The organism is Streptomyces millisiae, assembly GCF_031845425.1.
Taxonomy (GTDB): Bacteria; Actinomycetota; Actinomycetes; order Streptomycetales; family Streptomycetaceae; genus Streptomyces; species Streptomyces millisiae.
Genome location: NZ_JAVREM010000035.1, coordinates 13,614 through 39,512 on the forward strand (window position 1 = coordinate 13,614; position 25,899 = coordinate 39,512).

The following is a 25,899-nucleotide window of genomic DNA, read 5'->3' on the forward strand; positions in this document are numbered from 1 at the left end:
CTTCATGCCGAACGGCGATCTGATCCACTTCCGCAGTCAGAACCTGACCGACATCCAGACCCAGACCACCGGTCAGCAGGAGCGGTACATCGGGATCTGGGACACCGTGCGCACCCAGATCATGGCTCTGGTCGAGCAGGGCCTGGTCGACGCCCAGGTCGGCGGCGTGCTGGCGGAGCGCGACCAGATATTCCGGCGCGAGGCCACCGGGTTCGACGACAGCGTCATCGCGCAGAACACGGCGGTGCGCAACGTCCAGAACATCGGCGTCGAGGGTGGCGCGGCGATGGTGCGTGCCGCCAGGGGCGGGGCCTGACGGAGACCCACACGGGGAACGGGGCATCATGACGACCATGAACATCGGCGCCCTCAACGGCGCCGAGAGAGGTGCCGCGAACCGCGAGGGTCTCGCGGCGATGCGGACCAGCTTCGCGCAGATCGCCTCCGACGTCACGATGTTCGGCGAGGTGCCGAACGCGGCGAAGGCGTCGGCGGCGCTCGAGGCCGCGGCCCGCGCCATGCTCCGGGAGTTGGAGCGGAGCGGGCGCACCGTGGAGGACATCCGCCTCAGCGCCGCCCAGGCGGCCGGCATCGGTGAGGACACCGACGAGGCGGCCGAGGCGGAGCTGGGGAAGGTCCAGCTGAAGGACGTCACCAGCTTCGACGACCGCATGGAGGAGAACCACCCGACCAGGCCGCGTGAGTACCGCCGGTCCACTCTGATCATTCCGGGCAGGTGATCGCACGTGGCAGGTGCTGAGCAGGCCTTCTACAAGCACATCAACGACATCATGAGCGCCCGCTACTTCCACATGCAGGCGGCGGCGGGTGCGTGGATGGCGCTGGCCAGGGCGGCGGGTGCGGAGAGCGGTGCGCTGTCCGGCACCGCGAGCGAGGCGGAGGCCGAGGAAGGCGTCGGTCTGCTGGAGCTCGCCGACCGGATGACCGCCGTCAGCGGCTGGGCCGAGGGCGCGGGGGCCGTGGCCCGGCAGATCGCCGACCAGCTGTCGCGGGCCGGTGAGCGCTCGGCGCAGGCGACCGAGCGCGCCGTCGAGTTGGACGTCGAGTTCTCCGAGGTCAACGCCTGGGAGGAAGAGCGGATCAAGCAGATCGACGTTGGTATGGGCGTGATCCGTACCAACGAGGTCGCCGAGGACCGGCGCGAGATGTTGCGGCGGCAGGCCGAAGCCGAACTGGAGGCGCTGGGCGAGGAGTTCGCCCGCGTCATCGGTGCGGAGCCGCCGGCGGCGCCCGAGGGCGGCGCGGGCGGCGACACGTTCGCGGCGGCCGCCTCGGGCGGTGGCGGCGGTGGTGGTTCGGCCGTGGGCGGCGGCGCGGCCGTGGGCGGCGGCGGTTACGCCGTGGCCGGCGGTGGCGGTGGCGGCGGTGCGGGAGCCGGCGGCGTCGTGCAGCCCGACTACCAGGCGCCCAACGGCAGCGTCATCGGCTCCGGCGAGTACCCGGGGTCCCGGGTGCAGGGTCCTGAGCAGGGCGACTTCGCCGGCTGGGTGCAGAGCCCCAACACCGGGCACCTCGTCGATCCGGCGACCGGCAGGGAGTTCGACCCCGTCGCCGGCCGGTGGATCGACCCGGTCACGGGCCAGCCGTTCGGTGACGTCACCGAGTACGCCACCCGGCTGTCCGGCATCGGCGCCGGTCCCGGCGCGGTCGCCACCACCGGTGGTCTGGCCGGTCTCGCCGCCGGCGGCGGGGCGGCGAGCCTCGCCGGCCTCTACGGCGGCATCATGCCGCCCAGCGTCGGCCACTCGGGTCCCGCCCGAGGGCAGATGGTGCAGCAGGCCACCCGCAACCTGGCGCGCCGCGCCCAGGTCGCCTCCCGCTTCGCCCTGCACGAGGCGGGGCAGGGCGGGCGGCCCTTCGTCCCTCCGCCGGGTGCGGCGGCGGGCCGGGGCGGTGCCGCGGGTCAGCGCGTGGGTGTCGGTGGCCGAGGTGTGGCCCAGCGCTCTGGAGTCGCCTTCCCGGCCGGTCAGCGCACCGCGGGCGCCGCCGCGCGCGCGCTCGCTCCGGGGCCCGCCGGCTCGGCGGCCGGTGGCCGCGGGCAGCAGGCCACGCGGGGCAACGCCGCGCGGGCGGGCTCGCGGGCCCGCGCCGTGGGAGAGCCGGCCGCCACCTGGCGGTCGGGAGGCAGGGACGCCTCCGCCCGGCACGGTCTCACCGGGCGCCCGGGGAACACACCCCCTCCTTCCCCGGGAGCCAAGCGGTCGGACCGCGACTCGGAGGAGCGCGGCAAAACGGGTAAGCCCACGGATCTGACCGAGGATCCGGCGGTTTGGGCGTCGAATCGGAATGCCAGTAACGGAGTTCTGGGCGCGTAAGCGCTCGGCTCCGTGATGCGGTGCCGCGCCCCGGCAAGGGGCTCGGCACCGCATCGGATTCCGATGAGACGCGGCGGCCCTTCTGGGCCGGAGAGACGGGAAGGGAAGAAACCAGTGTCCGGTGACGGCCTTTACTACATTCCGGACGGCTTCCGGGAATCCGCGCGAGGCAGTTACGAGACCGCCGACATGGCGGAGAGCACCCGGCGTTACCTGGATCGGGCGACCCCGAACGCCAGCAGCTACGCCGGTGCCGACGCGTTCGTCAACGCGGTGATCAGCACCCGTGACAAGCAGTCACGGGGTGTCTCACGGGCGGCGGAGGGCCGGGAGAACATGGCCGGCGCCGACCATGTCGTCGCCGACACCGGTGACGAGATGGAGATCGGGGCGGAGGCGTCGATCAATGCCGCCGCGTCCTCGGTCGAGTCGCGCAACTCCCCCATATTCCGGGGAATTTCGGACGCCATCTAGCGTCAAAGCTTCACCATCGGGTAAGAAGTTGTTCACAAACCAAAGCAAGTGAGCTCAAGGGTGATCTCCCTCTGTAACTGAGTCCAAGGAGCGGGCCGTGCCGAAGCTTGATTTCACGAGAGATGAAGTCGAAGGGAAGGCCGGTGAGAAGAAGCCATGGACCAGGCAGAGGGAGTTCTCCGAGGAGATAGACCCGGAGGACATGGCCGACACGGCCGCCGTCTACGCGCGTGCCGCGGGCGAGGCCGCCGACACCGGGGAGCTGGCCGAGGAGGCCACCCGGCTGGGCGCCGACTCCGGCGCCCTGGACGGCGCGACCCTGGTGGACGGCGAGGGCCGGATCGACGAGACGGCCCGCGGCCTGCAGGGCAACGGCGAGGACATGGACGAGGTCGTCACCCGCCTCGTCCAGGCGATGAACCGGGCCATCGACGCCGAGTCCGACGTCCAGGACGAGATCCACGCGCCCGGCAAGCTGGAGACGAAGTACACCGACCACCTCCGGGACGCCGTCGACGAGTGGAACGGCTGGCAGTCCGCGCTGGAGGGCGCCGTCACCCGGGCCAACGACAGCGGGGCGGTCTCCGGCACCGTCGCGGTCAGCGTCACCCACAACGGCCGGACCATCAACGCCGACCAGGCCCCGTCCGGCGGCGGCTACGTCTACTCGCTGCCCGACAGCCTCGCCGCCGAGATCCGCGAGAAGCACCTGGGCCGGGCGGCCGACAGCGCCAAGGACGCCTACGACGAGATCACCGACCACATCGACGCCTACCGGCAGCGGCTCATGGAGTACGGCACCGAACTCCAGGCGCTCGGCTACGACCTCGCGGGCCCGCTCGGCCTGTGGACGACGGAGGGCCAGGCCGAGTACGCCGCCGAGAAGCTGGAGGAGGAGCTGGCCAAGGAGGACCCCGACCAGCGGCTGATCGCCATGTACACCCAGGGGCTCTCCGGCATCGTCGACGCCATCTACGGCGACTCCGCCAACCCGGGCGACCCGCTGCGCGACCTCACCGCGGCGGAGCGCGCCTACCTGGACACCTTCTTCTCGAACGTGGACGCCGAGACGCTGGCCTCCCTCGGCACCAAGATCGAGGGCTGGGACGAGACCAAGCGGAACATCGCCAACGGCATCACCATGCTGGCCGACCCCGAGCTCGGCGGCTACGACCCCGCCACCGCGGAGGGCCGCGCCGCCCTGCCCGAGATCGTCCGCCGCTTCGTCTACGACTACCAGGACGGCCGGATGTGGCCGGGCGAGAACGACACCACCGACGCGGACGGCTTCCGCGAGGAGCTCCAACTCTTCAACGGCTTCGGCGACATCATGTCGCACGGCACCCTGGAGCCCTCCGAGGCCTTCGCCGGCGACCTGGCCAACGCCGCCCTCGACATCCAGGCCCGCTCGGGCGTGCAGCAGGCGCTCGGCATCTACGCCGACGAGCAGATCCCCAACACCGGCAGCAGCGGGCTGCTGACCACCGTCTCCCGCAACACCGAGGCCTCCGCCGGGCTGCTCAACGACGACGACTTCCGCGACGAGTTCCTCGGCCAGTGGTGGCAGGACAGCACCGGCGCCGCCGACCTGATCCGCGCCGGCACCTCCATCCCCGACGGCATGGACCACAACGACCCGCAGGCCAGACAGTACGTCGAGGCGGCGTTCAACGTGCTCGCCGACGCCCCCGACAACGGCCGGTACATCCTCGGCCAGGGCGGCCCGCAGGACGGCCCGATGGCCCTGAACCACGTCAACCTGCAGCGCGCCATCGGCGACACCTCGCTGGAGTACATGGACATGCTGTCCAAGGGATCGGAGCGGAGCGAGTTCAACGCCTCAAGCGACGGGCGGGAGTTCACCGACGAGAACCTGCACGGCAAGGACTACCTGTACTCCTTCGAGCTCAACGGCGACGACCGAAGAGCCCTGTTCTCGCTGATGAACTCCGGCGACGAGCAGGTGCGGCAGGACTTCTTCGAGGGGGTCGGCGCCTGGCAGGAGGCCACCGCCTACAACGCCTTCCTGCGCGACGAGCCGGGCGGCCGCCCCGAACAGTCCTCGACCTTCCACGACATCGGCCGGGTCGCGGGCACCGTGCAGTACGTGCAGAAGGTGGAGACCGCGGACGACTCCTCCAAGCTGCAGTTCACGTCCTACGGCGCGATCTCCACCGGAGCCTCCCTCGCCAACACCCTGATCGACTTCGGCAAGGGCAACGCCATCACCTCACTCGGCGCCTACGGCATCACCGAGGGGCTCCGCTACACGCTGCCCGACGGCGCCGCCGCCCACAAGCAGGCCCAGTGGGACGCGGTCAACTTCGGCGACAACACGGTGCGGGCCATCGTCGCCGACGCCGCCATCAACGCCGACTACGGGGGCGCCGGCGACTACGAACTGCCGGACGTCGCCTCGCCCAACGTCGACCAGGACGACCTGAGACGGGCCACCCTCGATGTCGAGGGCGCCTCCTACGACCACTACCGCGACGCGCTCGTCGAGGGCTACAACGACGCCGTCTACAACGACGCCACCGCCAACTGACGTACCACCAATGGGGACCGAGAAAGGCACCACCTTGCCGGACTTCAACTTCACCAGCGCCCAGGTCGAGACGAAGGCCGGCCGCAAGCCCTGGACCAGACAGCGCGAGTTCGCCGCGGAGATCCAGCCGGACGACATGGCCGACACCGCCGCGGTGTACGCGCGCGCCGCCGGCGAGGCCTCCGGGGCCGGCGAACTGGCCCGACACGCCACCGAGGTGGGCGCGGACGCCGGCGGACTCGACGGCGCCTCCCTGGTGGACGAGGACGGCAGGATCGACGCTACGGCCCGCGGGTTGCAGGGCAATGGCCAGGACATGGACTCCGTGGTGGACTACCTCGTCCGCTCGATGAACCGCGCCATCCAGGCCGACGAGGAGGTCTTCGACCTGGTGCTGGGCGACGGCGGCCTGGAGGAGGCCCGCACCCGGCACATCACCGCCGCCGTCAACGAGTGGAACGGCTGGCAGTCCGCGCTGGAGGCGGCCGTGCCGGCCAACCCGCTCGGCGACTCGTCCGTGCTGCGGCCCATCATGTCGATCGACGTCAGCTACGGTGGCCGGACGCTCACCATCGCGCCCGAGCAGGACTGGAGCCGGTCCGTCTACAGCCTCCCCGCGTCCCTGGCCACCGAGATCCGTGAGAAGCACCTCGGCAACGCCGCCGACGACGCCGTCACCGCCGACGACGAGATCACCGACGCCATCGAGGCCTACCGGAACAAGCTGGCCGAGTACGGCGTCGAACTCGGCGCCCTCGGCTACGACCTCTCGGACGGCCCGCTCGGCCTGTGGACCACCGACGAGATGGCCACCTACGCCGGCCAGCGCCTCTCCGAGGAACTGGCCAAGGACCACCCGGACCCCGAGGCGCTGCTGCGCTGGACCGAGGGCCTGGACTCCGTCGCCCGCGGCATCTACGACAACCCGGACGACCCGGAGGAGGCGGCCAAGGACCTCACCCCGGCCGAACGCGCCTACCTGCAGACGTTCCTCGGCGAGCTCGACGCCGATGAGCTGGCCAGGCTCGGGCACCTCACCGAGGACACCGCCGGGCTCGACCCGGGCCAGGCCGGCATCCAGTTCGCCAGCGTCCAGCGGGTGGCCAACGGCATCAACATGCTGACGAACCCGGAGATCGGCGGCCTCGACCCCACCACCGAGGCCGGCCGCGCCGCGCTGCCCGCCGGCGTGCGGCACTTCGTCTACGAGGCGCGGGAGGACTTCGTGGACGGCTTCGCCAACGCCGCCGTCCGCCGGCCCGTGGGCGACGAGTTCAAGGACGCGCTGCGGGACTTCAACGGCTTCGGCGCGCTCATGTCCACCGGCTCGATCGCCCCGGGCGACGGGTTCGGCACCGGCCTGGCCAGCGCGGCCGTCGACATCCAGTCGATGACCGAGTACCAGTACTTCGACGGCGGCCACGAGGACGTCGCCAACACCGGCAGCAGCGGCCTGCTGCGGAACGTCTCCCTCAACGACGGCCTCAGCGCCGACCTGCTGAACGACACATCCTTCCGCGAGGCCGCGCTCGGCCTGCACTGGGAGGACAGCACCGGCATCGCCGAGGTGGTGCGCGCCGGCACCACCATCCCCGACGGGGTGGACGGCAACAGCACCGCCGCCCGGCCGTACGTGCAGGCCGCGTTCAACGTGCTCGACTACGCGGCGGGACACAACGACGAGATCCTCGGCCGGGGCAACCCCAACATCGCCGAGTACGCGCCGCTGGACCACAGCGCCCTGCAGGACGCCGTCGGCGACACGATGCTCACCTACATGGACATGCTGTCCAAGGGCTCCGCCGAGACCGAGTTCTCCGCACCCGCCGACCCGAACGCCGCCGACCGCTTCACCGACCGGAACCTGCACGGTCGCGACTACCTGTACTCCTTCGAGTTCGACGGCGACGACCGGCGCAGCCTCTTCTCCCTGATGAACAAGACGGACGAGTCGGTCAGGCAGGACTTCTTCAACGGGGTCGGCGCCTGGCAGGAGGTCACCGCCTACAACGCGTTCCTGCGCGACGAGCCGGGCGGCCGCTCCGAGCAGTCCTCCACCTTCGAGGACATCGGCCGGGTGGCGGGCACCGTCCAGTACGTGCAGAAGGTCGAGGAGGCGAGCGACACCTCGAAGCAGCAGTTCACCTCCTACGGCGCCATCGCCACCGGCGCCTCCGTGATCAACACCCTGGCGGACGCGGGCCGGGTCAACGCCGTCACCAGCATCGCCGGCTTCGCCCTCACCGAGGGACTGCGCTACTCGCTGCCGGACGGCGCCGAGGAACGCAAGCAGGCCCAGTGGGACGCCGTGAACTTCGGCGACAACACGGTGCGCGCCATCGTCGCCGACGCCGCCATCAAGGCCGACTACCACGGCGCGTCCGACTACCGGCTGCCGGACACCTCCTCGCCCAACGTCGACCAGGACGACCTGCGTCGCGCCACCCTGGACGTGGAGGGCGCCGTGTACGACGCCTACCGCGACGCGCTCGTCGAGGGCTACAACGACGCCGTCTACAACGACGCCACCGCCAACTGACGGGGCACCGGCCACCGTTCACGGACGGTTCCACCTCGTGTAACGCGACCGAAACGGTCAGGACCGACCTTCCGCCCAGGTTGGTCCCGACCGTGATCGGCAAGCTCAGCGGGGGAACGACCGAGTGCCTGACTTCAACTTCACGCCGGACGAGGTCGAGGAGAAGGCGGGCAGGAAGCCCTGGACCAGGCAACGGGAGTTCACGGAGGAGATCAAGCCGGAGGACATGGCCGAGACGGCCGCCGTCTACGCCCGGGCCGCCGGCGAGGCGGCGGACGCCGGCGACCTCGCCGCCCAGGCCACCCACGCCAGCATCTACGCCGGCGGTCTCGACGGTGACGCACTGGTGGACGGCGAGGGGCGGATCGACGCCACCGCCAGGGGACTCCAGGGCAACGGCCAGGACATCGACCAGGTCGTCGGCTACCTGGTGCGCGCCATGAACCGGGCCATCGAGGCCGACGAGGAGGTCTTCGGCCTCGTCCTCGGCGACGGCGGCCTCGAAGAGGGCCGCACCCGGCACGTCAGCGCCGCCATCAGCGAGTGGAACGGCTGGCAGGGCGCCCTGGAGGCCGCCGTCGCCGCCATGCCGGCGCCCCAACTCGCCGTCACCCGGCCCGTCGTGCCGCTCGACGTCAGCTACCGCGGCCGCACCCTCAGCCTCCAGCCGGGCGGCAGCATGGCCCAGCCCGTCTACCGCCTCCCCGGCTCGCTGGCCGACGAGATCCGCGAGAAGCACCTGGGGAACGCCGCCGAGGACGCCGTCACCACCGACGGCGAGATCACCGACGCCGTCGAGGCGTACCGCACCAGGCTCGCCGAGTTCGGTCAGGAGCTCGGCGACCTCGGCTACGACCTCTCCGGCGGCCCCTTCGACCTCTTCACCACCGAGGAGATGGCCACCTTCGCCGGCCAGCGGATCGCCGAGGAACTGGCCAAGGACAACCCCGACCCCGACGTGCTGCTGCGCTACACCGAGGGGCTGAACGGCATCGCGCTCGGCGTCTTCGCCGACCCCGACAAGCCGGGCGGCGAGGCCCTGTCCTTCCTCAACCCCCAGGAGCGCGCCTACCTGCTGGAGTTCTACGAGCAGCTGGACGCCGACCAGCTCGCCGCGCTCGGCGCCCTGCGCGACCCGGACGGCGACAACACCGCGCTGCGCCGCGTCGCCAACGGCATCAACCTGCTCACCGCGGCCGAACTCGGCGGCATCGACATCACCATCCCGGAGAACAAGGAGCTGATCCCGGACGGCATCCGGGAGTTCGTCTACGACTACCGGGAGGGCACCGGGCTCTACCCGATCGGCAACTCCGAGTACCAGCCGGCGCTGGGGCGCTTCAACGACTTCGGCGCCCTGCTGTCGACCGCCACCGTGCCGCCGGGCGACGTGTTCGCCAGGGACCTCGCGACCGCCGCCGTCGACGTCCAGTTCCGCACCTACAACGAGTACCTGGGCACCGACAACACCTTCAGCCGGGACCTGCTGCACACCGCGTCCCTCAACACCGGCGCCTCCGCCGACCTGTTGAACGACGACACGTTCCGCGACAACCTGCTCTCCCTGCACTGGGAGGACAGCTCGGGCGCCGGCGACCTGATCAGGGCCGGCACCACCATCCCGGACGGCGTCGACCACAACAGCGACGAGGCCAGGGCCTACGTCCAGGCCGCGTACCACGTCCTCACCGACGCCCCCGCCCACCAGGACGCGGTGCTCGCGAGCGGGGTGCCCGGCTACTTCCCCGCCGATCACTCCGCGCTGCAGAACGCCATCGGCGACACCGCCGTCCAGTACATGGACATGCTCTCCAAGCCGTCCCGGGAGAGCGGCTTCGACGAGCCGTCCGACCCGAACGACCCGAACGCCCGCACCGACCGCGACCTGTACGGCAACGACTACCGCTACTCCTTCCAACTCTCCCGCGACGACCGGCAGGGCCTGTTCGACATGCTGCTGCGGGGCGAGCGGAGCGCCAGCCAGGACTTCCTCGACGGCGTCACCTCCTGGCAGGAGGTCACCGCCTACAACGCGTTCACCCGCGACCCCGCCGTCCAGCACGACCAGGGCTCCGCGTTCGAGGGCATCGGGCGCGTCGCCGGCACCGTCGAGAACGCCCAGAACTCCGTCGCGTCGGTCGGCAACGAGAACCGGCAGCAGGCGTCCGCCGTCACCGCCATCGGCCAGGCCGGCGCCGTCGTCCGCGACCTGGTCGCCCCCCTGCCCGCCAAGGTGGCCATCAGGGCCGGCGCCTACGGGCTCGGCGAGATGTACCGCTACTCCCAGCCGGACCCGGCCATCGCGGCCGAGAACGCCCGCCTCGACTCTTTGCAGTACGGCGACTGGGTCAGCGAGACCGTCGTGGCCAGGGCCGCGATCGCCGCCGACTACAACGGGCTCGGCGGCACCGAACTGCGCGACCCCGGCACCGACCCCGACGTCGACGAGTCCGACCTGCACCGGGAGGTCGCGGACGTCTCGGGTCGATACGACTGGTACGCGGACCAGTTGGACCAGGGATACAAGGAGACCGTCGGCTGAGCCCGACCGGGACAGAACTGATACCTGCCTGGTACACAGCACCCCTAGCCTTCGTCGTGATCGCGGATGCAATCTGAGCCGGGCACGTGACGGGCGACGGGGGGTCGTTCGACCGCCACCGTGCCCGTGTCCGGAACTCGCCTACGATGGGGCGGACTTCCGGCGCCCGCGATGACCGGCCCGAGAGGCAAGGACGACCGTGACCAGCCCGACCACCGTGTTCCGACGACCGGCGCGCGCACCACAGCCCGCGGTACCGGAGAACGAGCTGGTGCTGAAGGCCCCACCGCAACTGCCCAAGCCCGAGGACGGCAACCTCTGGATGACCGCCCTGCCCGCGCTCAGCGGGCTCGGCTCCGTCCTCTACATGCTCACCATGGGCCGCGGCCCCATCGGCTACATCGTCGGCACCATGTTCCTCGTCTCCTGCCTGGCCATGGTCGTCGGCTCGGTGGTGCGCCAGCGCGGCACGGCCAAGAGCCAGGCGCGCAACGACCGGCACGAGTACCTGCGGTACCTGGAGCGCACCAGGACCGAGGTGCGCCGCACCGCGCAGGCCCAGCGCGAGGCCCTGGAGTGGAGCGCGCCGGCGCCCGGCGCCCTCTGGTCGGTGGTCGGCAGCCGCCGGCTGTGGGAACGCCGCAGCACCGACGCCGACTTCGGCGTGGTCCGGGTCGGCCGCGGGCCGCGCTACCTGGCCACCCCGCTGGTGCCGGGCGAGTCGGCCCCGGTGGAGGACCTCGACCCGCTCTCGGCGGTGGCACTCAAGCGGTTCATCGAGGCCCACTCCGTCGTCCCCGACCTGCCCGTGCAGGTCGCGCTCCGCCGCTTCGCCGCCCTCTCCGTCACCGGCGGCGGCGACCGCGACGAGGCCCGCGCGCTGTTCCGGGCCGTCATCGCGCACGCCGTCACCTTCCACTCGCCCAAGGACCTGCGGGTGCTGCTGTGCGCGCCCGACATCGAGGGCCCCCGCTGGGGCTGGCTCAAGTGGCTGCCGCACACCCACCACCCGGAGGAGAAGGACCACGTGGGGCCGGTGCGGATGATGCACCCCAGCCTCGCCGTGCTGGAGGACTGGCTGGGCGCCGAACTCACCCGCCGCACCCGGTTCAACCGTGACGCCGAGCCCGACCCCGACCTGCCGCACCTGCTGGTCGTCGTGGACGGCGGCCTGGTCACCGGCGGCGAGGCGCTGCTCGACCCCAACGGCATGCAGGGCGTCACCGTGCTCGACGTCGACGGCCGCGCCGCCGCCCTCACCGAGGCGCACGGCGTCCGGCTCGGCATCACCGAAGGCCGGCTCGCCGTGCTCGCCGGCGAGCTGCGGGACGAACTCGGCACCGCCGACGGGCTCTCCGAGCCGGAGGCCGACGCGCTCGCCCGCGAGCTCGCCAGGTTCCGCGCCGACGCCGCCCCCGCCGCCGGCGACTCCGAGGACCTGACCACCACCGTCAACACGCTGCCCAGCCTGCTGCACATAGCCGACCCGGGCCGGCTCGACCTGGACGGCCTGTGGCGCCCCCGCCCGATGCGCGACCGACTCCGCACCCCGATCGGCGTCTCCGCCGACGGCGGCGTCCTCGACCTCGACATCAAGGAGTCCGCGCAGAACGGCATGGGCCCACACGGCCTACTGGTCGGCGCCACCGGATCCGGCAAGTCCGAACTGCTGCGCACCCTGGTGCTCGGCATGGCCACCACCCACGCCTCCGACCAACTCAACCTGGTGCTGGTCGACTTCAAGGGCGGCGCCACCTTCGCCGGCATGTCGGAGCTCCCGCACGTCGCCGCCGTCATCACCAACCTGGAGGACGACCTCACCCTGGTCGACCGCATGCGGGAGGCGCTCTCCGGCGAGATGAACCGCCGGCAGGAGGTGCTGCGCGACGCCGGCAACCTCGTCTCCATCCGCGACTACGACCGCGCCCGGCAGCGCGGCGCCAACCTCCCCCCGCTGCCCAGCCTCTTCATCGTCGTCGACGAGTTCTCCGAACTCCTCGCCCAGAAGCCCGACTTCGCCGACCTGTTCGTGCAGATCGGCCGGCTGGGGCGGTCGCTCGGACTGCACCTGCTGCTGGCCTCGCAGCGCCTCGACGAGGGCCGGCTGCGCGGACTCGAGGCCCACCTCTCGTACCGCATCGGCCTGCGCACCTTCTCCGAGTCCGAGAGCCGCACCGCCATCGGCGTGCCCGACGCCAACCACCTGCCGAGCGCCCCGGGACACGGCTACCTCAGGACCGACACGGCCACCCTCAAGCGGTTCCGCGCCGCCTACGTCTCGGGCCCCTACCGCACCGGCGACGACAGCTCGGGCGCCGCGCTCGGCGGCGGCATCAACATCCGCCCGTTCCCCGCCGGCTATGTCCCGGTGCCGGCCGAGGAGCAGCCCCCGGAGCCGGAACCCCAGCCGCGCGCCGACGAGTTCGAGGAGGGCGAGGACCTCGGCCCCACCGTGCTCGGCGTGATGGTGGAGCAGATGACCGGCCACGGGCCGCAGGCCCACCAGGTGTGGCTGCCGCCGCTCGACGAGCCGGAGCCGCTCGACCGGCTCCTCGGCGACCTCGCCGTCAGGACCGGCCGCGGCTTCGGCAGCTCCCCGGCCAGGCCGCCGCTCACCGCCGTCGTCGGCGTCGTGGACCGCCCCTACCACCAGCGCCGCGACCCGTTCGAGATCGACCTCACCGGCGCCGGCGGCCACGTCGCCATCGTCGGCGGCCCGCACAGCGGCAAGTCCACCGGCGTGCGCTCCCTCATCGCCTCGCTCGCGCTCCGCCACACCCCGGAGGAAGTCCAGTTCTACTGCCTGGACTTCAGCGGCACGCTGTTCCCGTTCGCCGGCCTGCCGCACGTCGGCGGCGTCGCCGGGCGGCTCGACGCCGAGGTCGTCAACCGCACCGTCGCCGAGGTGCTCGAACTGCTGGAGAGCCGCGAGACCAGGTTCCGGGAGTCCGGCGTCGAGTCGATGGCCGCCTACCGCGCCGCCCGCGCCGAGGGCCGCGTCGAGGACCCCTTCGGCGACGTCTTCCTCGTCGTCGACGGCTGGGCCGTGCTGCGGCAGAGCTACCCCGATCTTGAGGCCACCCTGATGGCCACCGCGGGCCGCATGCTCACCTACGGCATCCACCTCGTCGTCACCGGCAACCGCTGGCTGGACATGCGCATGGGCATGCGCGACATGATCGGCACCAAGATCGAGCTCAAGCTCGGCGACGCGCTCGACTCCGAGATGGACCGCAAGGCCCAGCGCACCATCCCCGCCGGCCGCCCGGGCCGCGGCATCACCAGCGACTCGATGCACTTCCTGCTCGCCGTGCCCCGCGTCGACGGCGTCCGCTCCGACACCGGCCTGTCCGACGGCGTCGGCGACCTGGTGCGCCGCGTCACCGAGGCCTGGCAGGGGCCCGTCGCCCCCCGGGTGCGGCTGCTGCCCGTCAGCTACCCGCTCGCCGAACTGCCGCCGGCCGCCGCCGAGACGAGGGGCGTCACCGTCGCCATCGAGGGCAACCGCCTCGAACCCGTCGTGTTCACCCCGGGCGAGGACGCCGGGCTCATCGCCATCGGCGACACCGAGTCCGGCAAGACCTCGCTGCTGCGGGCCGTCGCCCGACAGGTCGTCGACACCTACACCCCCGAGCAGGCGCGGCTCATCATCCTCGACCACCGGATGACGATGCTCCGCGAGTTCGACGGACCCCACCTGCTGGGCTACTCCACCACCCACGAGCGGTCGGTCGAGGTCGTCGGCGGCCTCGCCGAGGGCCTCAAGAAGCGGATCCCCGGCACCGACGTCACCCCCGAGCAACTGCGCGACCGCTCCTGGTGGACGGGCCCCGAGATCTACCTCCTCGTCGACGACTACGACTTGGTGTCCACCAGCCGCGGCAACCCCCTCAAGTCGCTTCTCGACTTCCTGCCGCACGCCAGGGGCATCGGCCTCCACCTGTACGTCACCCGGCAGGCGGGCGGCGCCTCACGCGCCGTCGTCGACCCCGTCCTCAGCCGGCTCAAGGAGCTCAACGTGCCGGGCGCGCTGCTGAGCATCCCCAAGGACGAGATGCCGATCTGGGGCTTCAAGCCGGCCCAGCGCAAGAAGGGCCGCGCCCTGCTCACCCACCGCAGGCTGGGCAACGTGCCCGTCCAACTCGTCCGCGCCGACTCCCCCCACGCCACCCCGTCCGCCCCCGACCAAGCCCCGAGGACCACCCCATGAGCGGCAGCCTCACCCAGCCGACTCCACCGGCCACGGCGACGGCCAGCACGGCCCCGGTCACCGCCGGCGCCGCCGAGTTCGTGCGCATCGGCGTCGCCGGGCCCGCGAGCCGCGCCGACCTCGCGGTCCCGGCCGGCGTCCCGCTGGCCCGCCTGATGCCCACCCTGCTGCGGCACGCCGGCGAGGACCCGACCCAGGACGGCGGCGTCCGGCACGGCGGCTGGGTGCTGCGCCGCGCCGACGGCACCCGGCTCGACCCGGCCGCGTCGCTCGCCGCGCAGGGCGTCCACGAGGGCGACCTGCTCTTCGTCGGACACGGCACCGACGACACCACCCCGCCGCTCTACGACGACGTCACCGAGGTCATCGGCTCCGCCGCGGGACCCGTCGGCTGGCCGCCGGCCGCCACCCGCAGGGCCGCCGGCACGCTCGCCGCCGTCGGCGTCCTCGCGGCCTGCGCCGCCCTCGCCGAGGCGCCCGACCGGCTGCCCGGCTGGCTCGGCCTGGCCACCGCGGCCCTCACGCTGCTGGTCGGCGTCCTCATGTCACGCGCCTTCGGCGACCGGGAGGCCGGAACCTTCGCGGCCGTGCTCGCCGCCCCGCCGGCCATGCTCGGCGCCGTCCGGCTGCTCGGCACCGAGCAGGGCACCGTCGCCGGCTTCACCGCGGGACACCTGCTGCTCGCCTGCGCCGTGCTCGCCGTGATCGGGGCGCTCGGCCCGGTGCTCGTCGGCGGCGGCGACGGCACCTTCACCGCCCTCGTGGTGGCCGGGCCACTGGCCGCCACCGGCGCGCTGATCTGCGCCGTCTGGGACGTGCACCCGGCCCGCGCCGCCGCCGTCGCGGCCCCGCTCGCGCTGGCCCTGACCACCCTGTGGCCCACGGTCGCGCTGCGGGTCGCCCGCATCCCCGCCCCCCAGGTGGCCGCCTCGGCCGAGGACCTGGAGGCGCTGCCCAGCCAGCTGGAACACGACCGGCTGCGGGAGCGGATCGCCAGGGCCCGCCGGCTGCTGGTCGGCATGCTGGTCGGCAGCCACCTCGTCACGGCCGGCGGCACCCTGGTGCTGTTCGGCTCAGGCGAGCTGTGGTCGAGCGTGCTGGGCGGCGTGCTGCTCGCCCTGACCCTGATGCGGGCCCGGCTCTTCCGGGAGACGGCACAGGCCGCGATCCCGCTCGCCACCGGCCTGGTGACGGTGGCCGGCGCCGCCGCGTTCCTGCTGACCGACCGCGTCGGCGAGCGGCTGCCGCTGCTCGGCGTCGCGCTCCCGGTGGCCCTGCTGGTGGCGCTGGTCGCCGGCGGCGTCGCCGTCTCCGCCGGCCGCTTCCGCGCCAACCCCCGGCTCTCCCGCGGCCTCGACCTGCTGGAGTCCGTCCTGCTGCTCGCCGTCATCCCGCTGTGCCTGGCCGTGTGGGAGGTCTACAGCGCCCTCCTCAACCTGCGGGTCTGAGGGGGCACGGCGTTGGCTGACACGGCTGTGAGGGGGGCGCGCCGCGCGCGCGCCCACGCGGCGCGCTCGCGGCGGCGGCCCCGCGGCGGAGCCTGGCTCGTCGGCGGTCTCGTCGCGCTGCTGCTCGCGCAGCTCGTCGTGGCCCAGCCGGCCGCGGCCGTGGAGGCGTGCCGGACGCGGTCGCCCGGCACGGAGCTGCCGGACGGCGCGGGGCCCTATCCGCTGATCGACCAGCTCGGGCTGCGGCAGGCGTGGGACCTGGCCACCGGCTCCGGTGTGCTCGTCGCCGTCGTGGACTCCGGCGTCGACGCCGAGCACCCGGACCTGGACGGCGCGGTGCGGCGCGGCAGCACCTACGAGGGGGTCAACGACGAGCGGGAGTTCGACCGCACCACCCCGGCCGCGCAGGAGGACTGCGAGGGCCACGGCACCGCCGTGGCCGGGCTGGTCGCCGCCCGCCGCGCCGAGGGCGACCGGATGGCCGGCGTCGCGCCGGCCGCCACCGTCTACCCCGTGCGCGTCGCCGGCGGCATCGAGCGGGCCACCGTGGGCACCATCGCCGCGGCCATCGGGGACGCCGTCGACTCCGGCGCCCGGGTGCTCAACCTCTCCTTCGCCCTCCCCACCGACTACGAGCCGATCCGCGAGGCCGTGGCCCGCGCGGTCGCCGAGGACGTCGTCGTGGTCGCGGCCGCCGGCAACGAGGGCAACCAGGGCGTCAGCGGCGGCCACATGTACCCGGCCGCCTACGACGGCGTGCTCGCCGTCGGCGCGGTGGGCAACGACGGCCAGCCGATGGACGTCTCCAACGCCGGACCCTGGGTCGACCTGGCCGGCTACGGCGAGGAGATGGCCGTGGTCGCCCCCGAGGGCTCCGGCTACCGCGTCGAGTCCGGCACCAGCTTCGCCGCCGCCCAGGTGTCGGGCGCCGCCGCGCTCGTCCTCTCCCGCTTCCCCGACCTGCCGGCCGCCGAGGTCGCCCGGCGGCTCACCGAGTCCGCCACCCAGGTCGGCGGCGGCGTCAACGACCGCACCGGGGCCGGCATCGTCGACCCCTTCGGCGCCCTCACCCACCTCAGCGGCGACACGGACAGCGCGGGGGAGGCGGCGCCCCCCGGGCACATCCCCGTGCAGCCCATCCCCACCAGCGAACCGCTGCTCTCCGCCACCGCGGCCACCGCGCTGGCCTGGAGCGGCGGGCTGCTGCTCGCCGTGGTCCTCGGCCTCGCCGCGGCGCCCGCCGTCCGCCGGGCCGCCGCGCGCGGCTGGCGCGCCGGCCCCGACCCACGGCCGGCACCCGGCACCGAAAGACCCGCGAACCCCCCGCCCGGCCGGCTCGACTGGCTCGACGGCAGCGAGTCGCCGTCCACCACGAGCTCCGCCCAACCCTCCCGGAACCGGACACGTTAGATGGCCACCACACGCGAGCAGGCGGAGGCGTACGCCTACGAGAACCGCCGCAGGACCACCAGCCTCATCCGGGGCGCCGACGAGGCACGGCTCGACCCGCGCCGCCGGCTCAACCGCTCCGTCGGCGGCGGCCTCGCCATCGGCATCCTGATCATGGCCGGCTTCGGCATCGCCGGCTGGCTCGGCGGCGGCCGCGGCCCGTCGCTCCCCGGCACCGGCGCCGTCGTCGTGGGCGACAGCGGCGACCGCTACGTCGTCACCGACGGCGTCGTGCACCCGGCGCTCAACCTCGCCTCCGCGATGCTCGTCGGCGGCGGCGAGGTCACCGAGGTCAGGCAGTCCGTCCTGGACGACGCGCCGCGCGGCCTGCCTGTCGGCATCCCCGGCGCCCCCGACGCGCTGCCCGACGCCGACGACCTCGTCGACGGCGACTGGACGCTGTGCGTCGTGCCGTCCGAGACCGGCGGCACCCCCACCGCCACCGCGCTCTATGTCTCGGTGCCGGGCGTCGCCCCGCCCGGCGGCTACGACCCGCAGGGCGGCGCCACCGTGCTCGCCCAGGACGAGGACCAGCGGCTCTGGCTGCTCACCGAGGGCCGCCGCTACTCGCTCAGCGAGAACATCCGCGACCTGGTCGGCCTGCAGGGCGTCGAACAGGTGCAGCTGCCGCACCAGATCATCGCCACCCTGCCGGAGGGCCCGGCCCTCACCATCCCCGAGCTCGGCGCCGACGCCGGCGCCCAGCCGGGCGTCCAACTGCCGTTCGACGCCCGGGTCGGCGACATCGCCCACACCGAGGGCAGCATCAACGCGCAGTACCACCTGGTCAGGTCGGACGGCCTGGTCTCCATCTCGCCGCTGGTCTACGCCCTGCTGAGCGGCGCCGCGGAGACCGACCACGAGATCAGCGCCACCGAGGCGGCCCGCGCCCCACGCTCCGAGGGCCGCGCGCCCGGCGACCCCGCCTGGCCCGACCAGCTGCTCGCCGCCAACGAGCCGGGCCGCAACCAGCCCGTCTGCATCAGCACGCCGCCCGGCGGCCAGCCGGGCGACGCGCCCTGGCAGGCCACCGTCCACCTGCCCGCGACCATGCCGGACCCCGCCGACGTCCGCCCGGTCACCGGCTACCAGGGCGGCAGGCTCGGCCTGCTCGACGAGATCTATGTGCCGGCCGGCGCGGGCGCCGTGGTCAGGGCCACCACCTCGGCCGGCACCGGCGGCACCTACACGCTGGTCACCGACAGCGGCGCGGCCTACCCCTTCTCCACCCCGGACGCGGTGGAGCGGCTGGGCTACGCGCCGGACGAAGCGCCGTCCCTGCCCAGCGCGTTCACCGACCTGCTGCCGAACGGCCCGGTACTCGACCCGCAGGCGGCCACCCGCGAGCAGAACGGAGAGCAGCGGTGAGCCCCAGAAGACGCCGTCCCGACCGCCCCGACCGCGCCGCCCCGACCGCCCGCCCCCGGCGAGCCCTCCGCTTCGGCCGCGCCCGGCTGGTCGCGGTCGAGACCGGCCTCGGCTGCCTCGCGACCGGCGTCGCCTTCCAGGGGCCCTGGGGCTACGGGCTCGCCGGCGCCGGCGCGCTCGTCGTCGCCGGATCGCTGCTACGGCGGCGCGGCGAGTGGGCCGACCAGTGGCTGCTCGACCGGCTGCGTCGCGACGCGCTCGCCCCCACCGGGGCCCCGGCGCCGACCGGGGAGGAGACCGACCTGGGCCTCGCCGGGGCCCTGCTGCCGACCCTGGACATCGCCGGGTTCGCCGACCGCAACGGCGCCGGCAGCGGCGGCGCCGCCGAGCTCGGCGTGCTCGCCGACGGCCGCGGCCACGCCGCGATCGTCGAGTTCCCCGGCGGCACGCTGCCCTCGCTGCCGGCCGCGGCCGTCGCCCGCTGGCTGGACGAGGACCCGGCACGACCGGCCGCCGCGCAGCTCGTCGTCGAACAGTTCGGGCTGCCGCCCTGGGACTTCCACTACCGCTACCAGCCCACCATCGCCTACCGCCAACTCCCGTTCGGCGGACGCCCGGTCGCCGTCCGCTCCTGGCTGGTGCTGCGCTACGAACCGTTCGACGCGCCCGAGGCGGCCGAGCGCCGCGGCGGCGGCGCGGCCGGGGCGCGCGCCGCGGTGGCAGCCGCCACCGCCCGGATCCGGGCCAGGCTGGCCGCCCACGGCGTGCCGAGCGCGCCGCTCGGCCCGGACCAGGTCCGGGACCTGCTGCGGGGGATCGGCGACACCTCGGCCGAGGGGCGCGCGATCCCCGGCAGTTGGGCCGGCAACGCGGCCACCCACTGCACCGTCACGGCCGAGGTCGCCAACCAGGCCGACTGGTCACGGCTGCTCGGCTCGCTCGCCACCTGCACCGCCGACCGCGTGGTCACCGCCGCCACCCTCACCAGGGACGGCGCCGGCCTGAACGTGCGGACGGCGGTCCGCGTGGTCAGCACCATGGCCCAGCACGCCGCCGCCGAACGCGACCGGCTGATCCAGGCCGGCATCGTGGGACCGCCGGCCGCCGACCAGGCCGCCGGGCTGCTCGCCACCCTGCCGGTGGCCTACCCGGCCCGCTCCCTGGTGGAGGCGACCGGCTTCGTGACGACCGGAGAGGCCAGGACCCGATGACGCTTCCCGACGTGGCGGGCCTGCCCGCCACCCACTGGCCCGACGAGCAGCAGACCGAGGCCGACTGCCGCCTCGTCCTGGCCCACACCGGCATCCACCTCGGCACCGACCGGTCGGGACAACCCGTCGCGCTGCCCGCGCCGGGACCGGCCGGCACCCGGATCGGCGTCCTCGGCGAGTCGCTCTTCGGCCGGCTCTTCGCGCTCCGCCTGCTGGCGGTCGGCGCGCAGGTCACGGCCGCGACCCGGGGCCCCGACCACTGGGCGGGCGTGGCCGCGGCCGCCGGCGACCGGCTCGCCGTCCACGACACGATCCCGGCCTGGCCACCGCGCCCCCCGGCACCACCGACGGTCGCCGACGGGCCGCAGGCCCTCGTCTGCGACCTGCGCCGCCCGCCACCCGCCACCCTGGCGAACGGCCCCTGGCGAACGGTCCTGCACGTCACCCGGGACGCGCCCCGCCGCTCGTACTTCTGGTCGGCGCCCGACGCGCTGCTCGCCCTCGACGCCCGCTTCGCCGACACCACAGGACGCCTCCTCGGCGCGGAGGCGGCCCGGCTGACCGCCACCCTGACCCCCGGCGAGGTCATCCTCTTCCGCCCCACCGGCACCGAGATCCTCCGCCCCGACATCTCCCCGGCGGAGACCACGCTGCTGACCCCGGGCCGCGCCTGACGACGGGCCGGTGCCGCCGGCGGGTCAGGGCCTGGCGGAGCCCGAACTCGCGTCGGGCGCGGTGAAGTCGTGGCTGCCCGAGGCGACCCGGTACAGCGCGCGGTCGCCCTCGACGCGCAGGAAGGTCGCGCCACGCGAGGCGGTCACCGCCCGCTCACCGCCGGTGGGCAGCCGTACCTCGGCGGTGCTGTTGGGCGGCACCCGCACCGTGAGCCGGAACGTGCCGCCCCGGCGCGTCCACGCGGAGGCGACCTCGCCGTGCGGCGTCCGGTAGCTGCCGGCGACGTGGCTGAGGTCGCCGACGACGCGCGGGTCGATGACCAGGTCGCGGTAGCCGACGGAGCCGCGGGCCTGCCGGATGCCGGCCAGGCCGCGGTGGAACCACTCCTCGATCTGGAGGAGGATCATGTGGTTCTTGGAGTTGCCGAGGTCCCACTGTTCGGGGACGGTGGTGAGTCCTTCGGGGTTGGCGGTGGTCGGGGTCAGGAAGAAGCCGTAGCCGGGCCGGGTGTCCTCCCGGAGCACGTCCCACAGCACGTCGTCGCGGCCGCCGGCCGTCAACGCCCGGACGGTGGGGGCGAGTCCGATCGTCCCGGCGCTGAGGTGCGGGCCGCCGCCGAACGGCCGGTAGGCATGGACCAGTTCGACGAGGGCGTCGAGGACCCGGCCTCGTTCGCCCGCGGGCACGAGGTCCTCGTCGAGCGCCAGCGCCTGGGCGGCCTGGGTGGCGCCGGCGGTGCCCCGGTCGCCCTCGGCGGTGTAGCGGCCCGCCGCCCGGTTGTAGAAGGCCGCGTTGAAGGCGTCCCTGATGGCCGCGGCCAGCTCGCGGTACTCATCGGCGTCGGCGGTGCGGCCGAGCAGCGCCGCCATCCTCGCCATCCGGTCCACGGTCTGGAAGTAGCCCCAGGTGCCGGTGATCCGGCCGGACGTGCCACCGTCCGCCGCCACCCAGTCCGCGAGCGCGCCGTCGACGAGATGGGCGTCCGCGCCCGTACCCGCCTTCCGGTTCCTGAGGTAGTCCAGGAACGCCCGCATCTCCGGGTAGTGACGCTCCATCAGCTGCGTGTCGCCGTACGTCTCGTGGAGCAGCCACGGCACGAGGACGATGCCGTTGCCCCAGTTGACCTCGTCCCCGAACCGGCCCAGGTAACCCCAGTCGTAGACCGGGGCCTTGAGGGCGACGTTGCCGATGTTCTCCCCCGCCCTCGACTGCCCCTCGACCAGGTGGCGTTGCATGGTGCGCAGATAGGCGTCGAAGCCGAAGTTGCGCGCCAGCGAGCCGAACGGCTGCGTGTAGTCGGCCGGGTACGCCAGCTTCTCCCGCCCCGGGCAGTCCGTGAAGGTCGACATCAGGTTGGACGCGATCGAGTACCGGGCCATCCGGTGGACGCGGTTGATCCGCTCGTCGGAGGTCTCCAACGCGCCCGCCACCGGGGTGTCCGCGCGCAGTTGGAGGCCGGTGACCGTTCGGGCGGTGGGGGTGTAACCGTCCGGCAGGCCGGTCACCTGGAGCCACTGCATGCCGAAGTAGTCGAACGTCGGGTGCCAGGTCTCGCCGTCCGGGTCCCCGTGGGTGGTGTACGTGGCGAAGACGTCGGTGCCCCGGCCGCTCCCGCCGCCCATCAGGGACCGCTGGTCGACGGTGCCGTCCGCCGCCAGCGACTCCGCCGGCCGCATCGTGACGGTCGTGCCGGCCGGCACCGTCCCGTCGAGCGTGATCTCCGGCCAGCCGGCGAAGTTCTGCCCGAAGTCGAACACCCACACCCCGGGCCTGGGTTGCGTGACGCGCACCGGCCGGACGCGGTCGACGACCCGCACCGGCTCGGCCACCCGCCAGACGAGTTCCGTGGTGAGGTTGGGCGGCGGGGCGATGCCGGCCGCGACCCAGCCGACCGGGGTGCCGTCGCGGCGCCTGGCCGTGTCGCCCAGGTCGGCGCCTGGCTCGGTCCAACCGGGCTGCTCGCGGCGCGAGTCGTGGTCCGTCCCCGAGTACCAGTTGCTGGTCACGGTGGGGCCGAGCGCGGTCACCCACGAGCGGTCGCTGACCACGACGTCGACCGAGCCGTCGGCCGCGGTCAGTTCGAGCCGGGCGATCATCCGTGGCGACACGGCGGCGCCCGCGCTCGGATCGGTGCTGGCCAGCGGGTTCCCCGAACCGGTCACCGACGCGCCGGCCGCGTGCTCGGCGTCCAGGGCCGGCCGGAAGGTGATGCCGCCGCCGTCCGCGCCCGCGGTGCCGATCGCGGTGATCTCGCGCGATTCGAGCCGGTCGCCGCCGTCGCCGGTGTCGATGTTGATCGTGCCGCCCAGGTGATAGCCGGTCACGTCGCTCACCCGCACGGTGCTCGCCCCGGCGGGCGCCGGGGCCGCCAGCGTCCCACTCCCCTTGGGCTGGCTCTGCCACCAGCTGTACGGGGCCGTACGGCCCGTCTCCTCGTTCCTGACGGACCGGGTGACCAGGGCCGTCCCGTGCCCCAGCGCCACCCCGAGGGCGTTGGCGCCGGTCCGCACCAGCCGGGTCACGTCGTAGGCGCGGTACTCGGTGGACAGTTGGTAGTTGGAGTTGCCGGGCGCCAGCACCTCGTCAGTCACGGCCGCGCCGTTCATCCGCACGTCGTGGAGCCCGACCCCGGCCAGGTAAAGCCGGGCCCTGGTCACCCGCGCCCCGCGCCGCCCGTCGACCGTGAACGCCCGCGCGAACAGCGGCAGCGGCTCGTCGACGCCCCGGCCCGGGTGCTCGATCCACCGGGCCTCGCCCCAGTCGCCGCGCTCCAGCAACCCCATCTCCCAGCGGGCCGGACGGCTCCAGGGCGTCGCCTCACCACGCTCGCTCCAGACCCTCACCTGCCACACCACCGCCTGCCGTGACCGGAGTTCGGCCCCGCCCCACGCGACGTCGAACTGCGCCGGTGAGCGCACCACCCCGGAGTCCCAGAGCAACGAACCGCCGGTGAGCTCCCGTTCGCTGCCCGCGGCGCGGATCCGGTAGGCGGCCTGCGCCCAGCCGGCGGGGGCGTTCGTCAGCTGCCAGCTCAACCTCGGCGCGGTGTCGTCGACACCCAACGGGTCGTCCCCACGGCCGTCGACCCGCAGGTTCCCGACCGTCGCGCGACCGGAGCCGGGCGAAGCCGGGTCGTCCGCGCCGGCCGGCGCGGCCGCCGCGACGGGCACCACCGCACCCGCCCCGGTGGCGACGAGGATCCCGACGACCTGCCTGCGGTTCAGGGCTCCACCGTGCGATGCCACGCTCATCGGAAACCGCCTCCCGATTGATACGTTTCAGTTCCGTCTCGCCGCAAGCTAGCCGCGCCCCCGGCAACGGCCAACCCCCCGCGTAGCGATTCGGGCCGTGCGCCGTCGCCGCCGGCCTCGCTTCACCGGGGTGTCGCGTGCTCTCGCGGTCGCGCGTAGGCGGGGTCATGGTCCCTGGCCAGCGCAGGCGACCCGGTACGTCGCTCCCCCGCGGCGACGGCACATGCCGCTGACCGTCGGGCGGGACGGGGCCTCACGCGATCTCGCGAATTCCGGCCCGGCCGGCAGCCAGTCGCTCCGCCGCCCGCACCAGTTTCCTCATGGTGGGCGCGAAACCCAGGGTGTCCATCTCCCCGACGCGGGCGCGATTCCAGGAGACGAGCCGGTTCAACCGGTCCGCGTCCTCGAGAACCTGGAAGACGTCCTCGGGGCGCAGGGGATCCAGGACCTGCCAACCGTGGTGCTCCGCCAACTCCCGGAGGACGGGATATGGCCCGGCCGCGACGGGCTTTCCCGCGACCATCGCCTCCGGAACCGGTTGCCCGAAGCCTTCCCAGGTGGAGGTGAGCACGACCAGATCGGCGGCGGCGTACATGTCGCTCCGCCGGGGCACGGATCCCATCACGAGACCGGGTGCGGTCGCGAAGACCTCCTGGATCTCCGGTGGAACGGACTCCCACCGCGCCGAGGTGTGCGTGACCCAGTACCTGACCCTCCGGTTTTCGCCGTAGCGCCGCTGCAGGGAACGCGAGAGCTCCACAGCCGCCGGGACGTTCTTCCGCTTCCCCAGCGCGATCGGGTGCAGCACGAGCAGGTCCTCGTCGGCGACCCGCAACGCCTCCCTGGTACCCGCCCTGTCGCCGCCCACCAACTCCCGACGGTCCACCGTGTTGTACGCCGTCACCAGGGCGTTCCGTTCCGGCAACTCCGGGTACCGGTCCGCGAATTCCTGTTCGGTGATCCTGTTGATGGTGACGTGCAGCATTCTCGGGTGATGGATCGGGAGCCCGGACGAGGAATCGTGTGGCCCCCAGAGCCCGGACACGATCTGCCAACCCGGGTCATGGTGCCTGACAATCGTCGGCACCTCCTCTCGCAGCAGAATGTCCTGCCACCCCAGGGCGGCTTCGGGCGCGGACGGCAGGGTGCCGAGATTGTCGAGTACCACCAGGTCGGCCTGGCGCACGAGTTCCCGCACGGCACGCTTGTCCAGCGGCGGGCAGGGGTGCCCCGGCAGGTCCGCCCACATGCCCGTGATGAGCACGTCCCCGGGCTCCCGGCGAACATAGTGGCTCGCCACCCGGACGACGTCGAACCCGAGGTGCGAGAGAACGGTGTGCCATTTCTCGGCCGCGACGCTGACACCGTCGAACCCACCCAGGCGGTGGGACACCAGGAGAGCCTTCGGCATGCCGCCGTCCCCTCTATCAGTTATCAGTTCTCTCAGTCCGATGTGGGCGTGCTGGGCGACCGGGACCATCCCAACGCACGCGGTGCGTCACCCCGCTGAGGCACCGCCTTGCCCGCGGGCAGGATCCCGGCGTCTTCGGCATCCGGGAGGGCGGCCCATTCTCCCAACGGCCAGGCCAGCGACGGGTTCGTGGCCTTCGCCGCGCCCACGACCGGGGACGTCCCAGCCCGTTGGGCGCCAGCGACAGCCATGCCGGGCAGACGGCCAGGTCCCGGAACCAGGCTGCCGTCCGGCAGCGGCCCCAGCGCCCGGATCAACTGACCAGCGGCGGGCCCTCCTTGATCGGAGCCTCCCCGGGAGACGCCCGGGACACCCGCCCCGGAGGGGATGGGCTGCGACGTCGCCGCGAGACAGTCGTGACCGTCGTCAGACAACAG

The 25,899-nt window shown here is 73.5% G+C and carries 15 protein-coding genes; 13 read left to right on the top strand and 2 right to left on the bottom strand.

Annotation, left to right across the window (positions count from 1 at the left end):
* Positions 1-4 precede the first annotated feature (4 nt).
* The 13 genes from RNC47_RS22730 to RNC47_RS22790 all read left to right on the top strand — a co-directional run bounded on the left by RNC47_RS22730 (position 5) and on the right by RNC47_RS22790 (position 20,799).
* On the top strand, positions 5-316 hold the full coding sequence (locus RNC47_RS22730; RefSeq protein ID WP_311601361.1) for a hypothetical protein: 312 nt from the start codon (positions 5-7) through the stop codon (positions 314-316).
* Between the two features lie 28 nt (positions 317-344).
* The gene (locus RNC47_RS22735; protein ID WP_311601362.1) at positions 345-740 is read left to right on the top strand and encodes a hypothetical protein; all 396 of its coding nucleotides are present in this window, start codon (positions 345-347) and stop codon (positions 738-740) included.
* Positions 741-746: 6 nt separating this feature from the next.
* The gene (locus tag RNC47_RS22740; protein ID WP_311601363.1) at positions 747-2,336 is read left to right on the top strand and encodes a hypothetical protein; all 1,590 of its coding nucleotides are present in this window, start codon (positions 747-749) and stop codon (positions 2,334-2,336) included.
* Positions 2,337-2,450: 114 nt separating this feature from the next.
* Positions 2,451-2,810 carry a hypothetical protein gene (locus tag RNC47_RS22745; protein ID WP_311601364.1) on the top strand — a complete coding sequence of 120 codons (360 nt, stop codon included), beginning with the start codon at positions 2,451-2,453 and terminating at the stop codon, positions 2,808-2,810.
* 97 nt (positions 2,811-2,907) lie between these two features.
* Positions 2,908-5,358, top strand: a complete 2,451-nt coding sequence (locus RNC47_RS22750) for a hypothetical protein (RefSeq protein ID WP_311601365.1) — start codon at positions 2,908-2,910, stop codon at positions 5,356-5,358.
* Positions 5,359-5,368: 10 nt separating this feature from the next.
* Positions 5,369-7,897 (top strand): TPR repeat region-containing protein, encoded by a 2,529-nt coding sequence (locus RNC47_RS22755; protein ID WP_311601366.1) that lies wholly within the window; start codon positions 5,369-5,371, stop codon positions 7,895-7,897.
* Between the two features lie 124 nt (positions 7,898-8,021).
* Positions 8,022-10,439, top strand: a complete 2,418-nt coding sequence (locus tag RNC47_RS22760; protein WP_311601367.1) for a TPR repeat region-containing protein — start codon at positions 8,022-8,024, stop codon at positions 10,437-10,439.
* A 199-nt stretch (positions 10,440-10,638) separates the two neighbouring features.
* Positions 10,639-14,649: a type VII secretion protein EccCa gene (eccCa, locus tag RNC47_RS22765; RefSeq protein WP_311601368.1), complete on the top strand. Its 4,011-nt coding sequence runs from the start codon at positions 10,639-10,641 to the stop codon at positions 14,647-14,649.
* The gene (eccD, locus tag RNC47_RS22770; protein ID WP_311601370.1) at positions 14,646-16,097 is read left to right on the top strand and encodes a type VII secretion integral membrane protein EccD; all 1,452 of its coding nucleotides are present in this window, start codon (positions 14,646-14,648) and stop codon (positions 16,095-16,097) included. The genes eccCa and eccD overlap by 4 nt, the downstream gene beginning before the upstream one ends.
* A gap of 12 nt (positions 16,098-16,109) precedes the next feature.
* Complete coding sequence (locus RNC47_RS22775; RefSeq protein ID WP_311601371.1) at positions 16,110-17,507, top strand: S8 family serine peptidase; 1,398 nt, start codon at positions 16,110-16,112, stop codon at positions 17,505-17,507.
* Positions 17,508-18,914, top strand: a complete 1,407-nt coding sequence (eccB, locus tag RNC47_RS22780; RefSeq protein WP_311601372.1) for a type VII secretion protein EccB — start codon at positions 17,508-17,510, stop codon at positions 18,912-18,914. It begins immediately after the preceding gene.
* Complete coding sequence (locus tag RNC47_RS22785) at positions 18,911-20,125, top strand: type VII secretion protein EccE (RefSeq protein WP_311601373.1); 1,215 nt, start codon at positions 18,911-18,913, stop codon at positions 20,123-20,125. Before eccB ends, RNC47_RS22785 begins: the two co-directional genes overlap by 4 nt.
* Positions 20,122-20,799 (top strand): hypothetical protein, encoded by a 678-nt coding sequence (locus RNC47_RS22790; RefSeq protein ID WP_311601374.1) that lies wholly within the window; start codon positions 20,122-20,124, stop codon positions 20,797-20,799. The genes RNC47_RS22785 and RNC47_RS22790 overlap by 4 nt, the downstream gene beginning before the upstream one ends.
* 24 nt (positions 20,800-20,823) lie before the next feature.
* Here the strand turns inward: RNC47_RS22790 and RNC47_RS22795 are convergent, their stop codons facing one another.
* Entirely contained in the window at positions 20,824-24,051 is a 3,228-nt protein-coding gene (locus RNC47_RS22795; RefSeq protein WP_311601375.1) for a family 78 glycoside hydrolase catalytic domain, read from the bottom strand.
* Between the two features lie 253 nt (positions 24,052-24,304).
* Positions 24,305-25,531, bottom strand: coding sequence for a glycosyltransferase family 4 protein (locus tag RNC47_RS22800; RefSeq protein WP_311601376.1), 1,227 nt, complete (start codon positions 25,529-25,531; stop codon positions 24,305-24,307).
* Positions 25,532-25,899 lie beyond the last annotated feature (368 nt).

Excerpts from the sequence above, each read along its gene's own strand:
- RNC47_RS22730 (WP_311601361.1), top strand. The coding sequence starts at position 5 with ATGCCGAACGGCGATCTGATCCACTTCCGCAGTCAGAACCTGACCGAC.
- RNC47_RS22735 (WP_311601362.1), top strand. The coding sequence starts at position 345 with ATGACGACCATGAACATCGGCGCCCTCAACGGCGCCGAGAGAGGTGCC.
- RNC47_RS22755 (WP_311601366.1), top strand. The coding sequence starts at position 5,369 with ATGGGGACCGAGAAAGGCACCACCTTGCCGGACTTCAACTTCACCAGC.
- eccD (WP_311601370.1), top strand. The coding sequence starts at position 14,646 with ATGAGCGGCAGCCTCACCCAGCCGACTCCACCGGCCACGGCGACGGCC.
- eccB (WP_311601372.1), top strand. The coding sequence starts at position 17,508 with ATGGCCACCACACGCGAGCAGGCGGAGGCGTACGCCTACGAGAACCGC.
- RNC47_RS22790 (WP_311601374.1), top strand. The coding sequence starts at position 20,122 with ATGACGCTTCCCGACGTGGCGGGCCTGCCCGCCACCCACTGGCCCGAC.
- RNC47_RS22795 (WP_311601375.1), bottom strand. The coding sequence starts at position 24,051 with ATGAGCGTGGCATCGCACGGTGGAGCCCTGAACCGCAGGCAGGTCGTC.
- RNC47_RS22800 (WP_311601376.1), bottom strand. The coding sequence starts at position 25,531 with ATGGTCCCGGTCGCCCAGCACGCCCACATCGGACTGAGAGAACTGATA.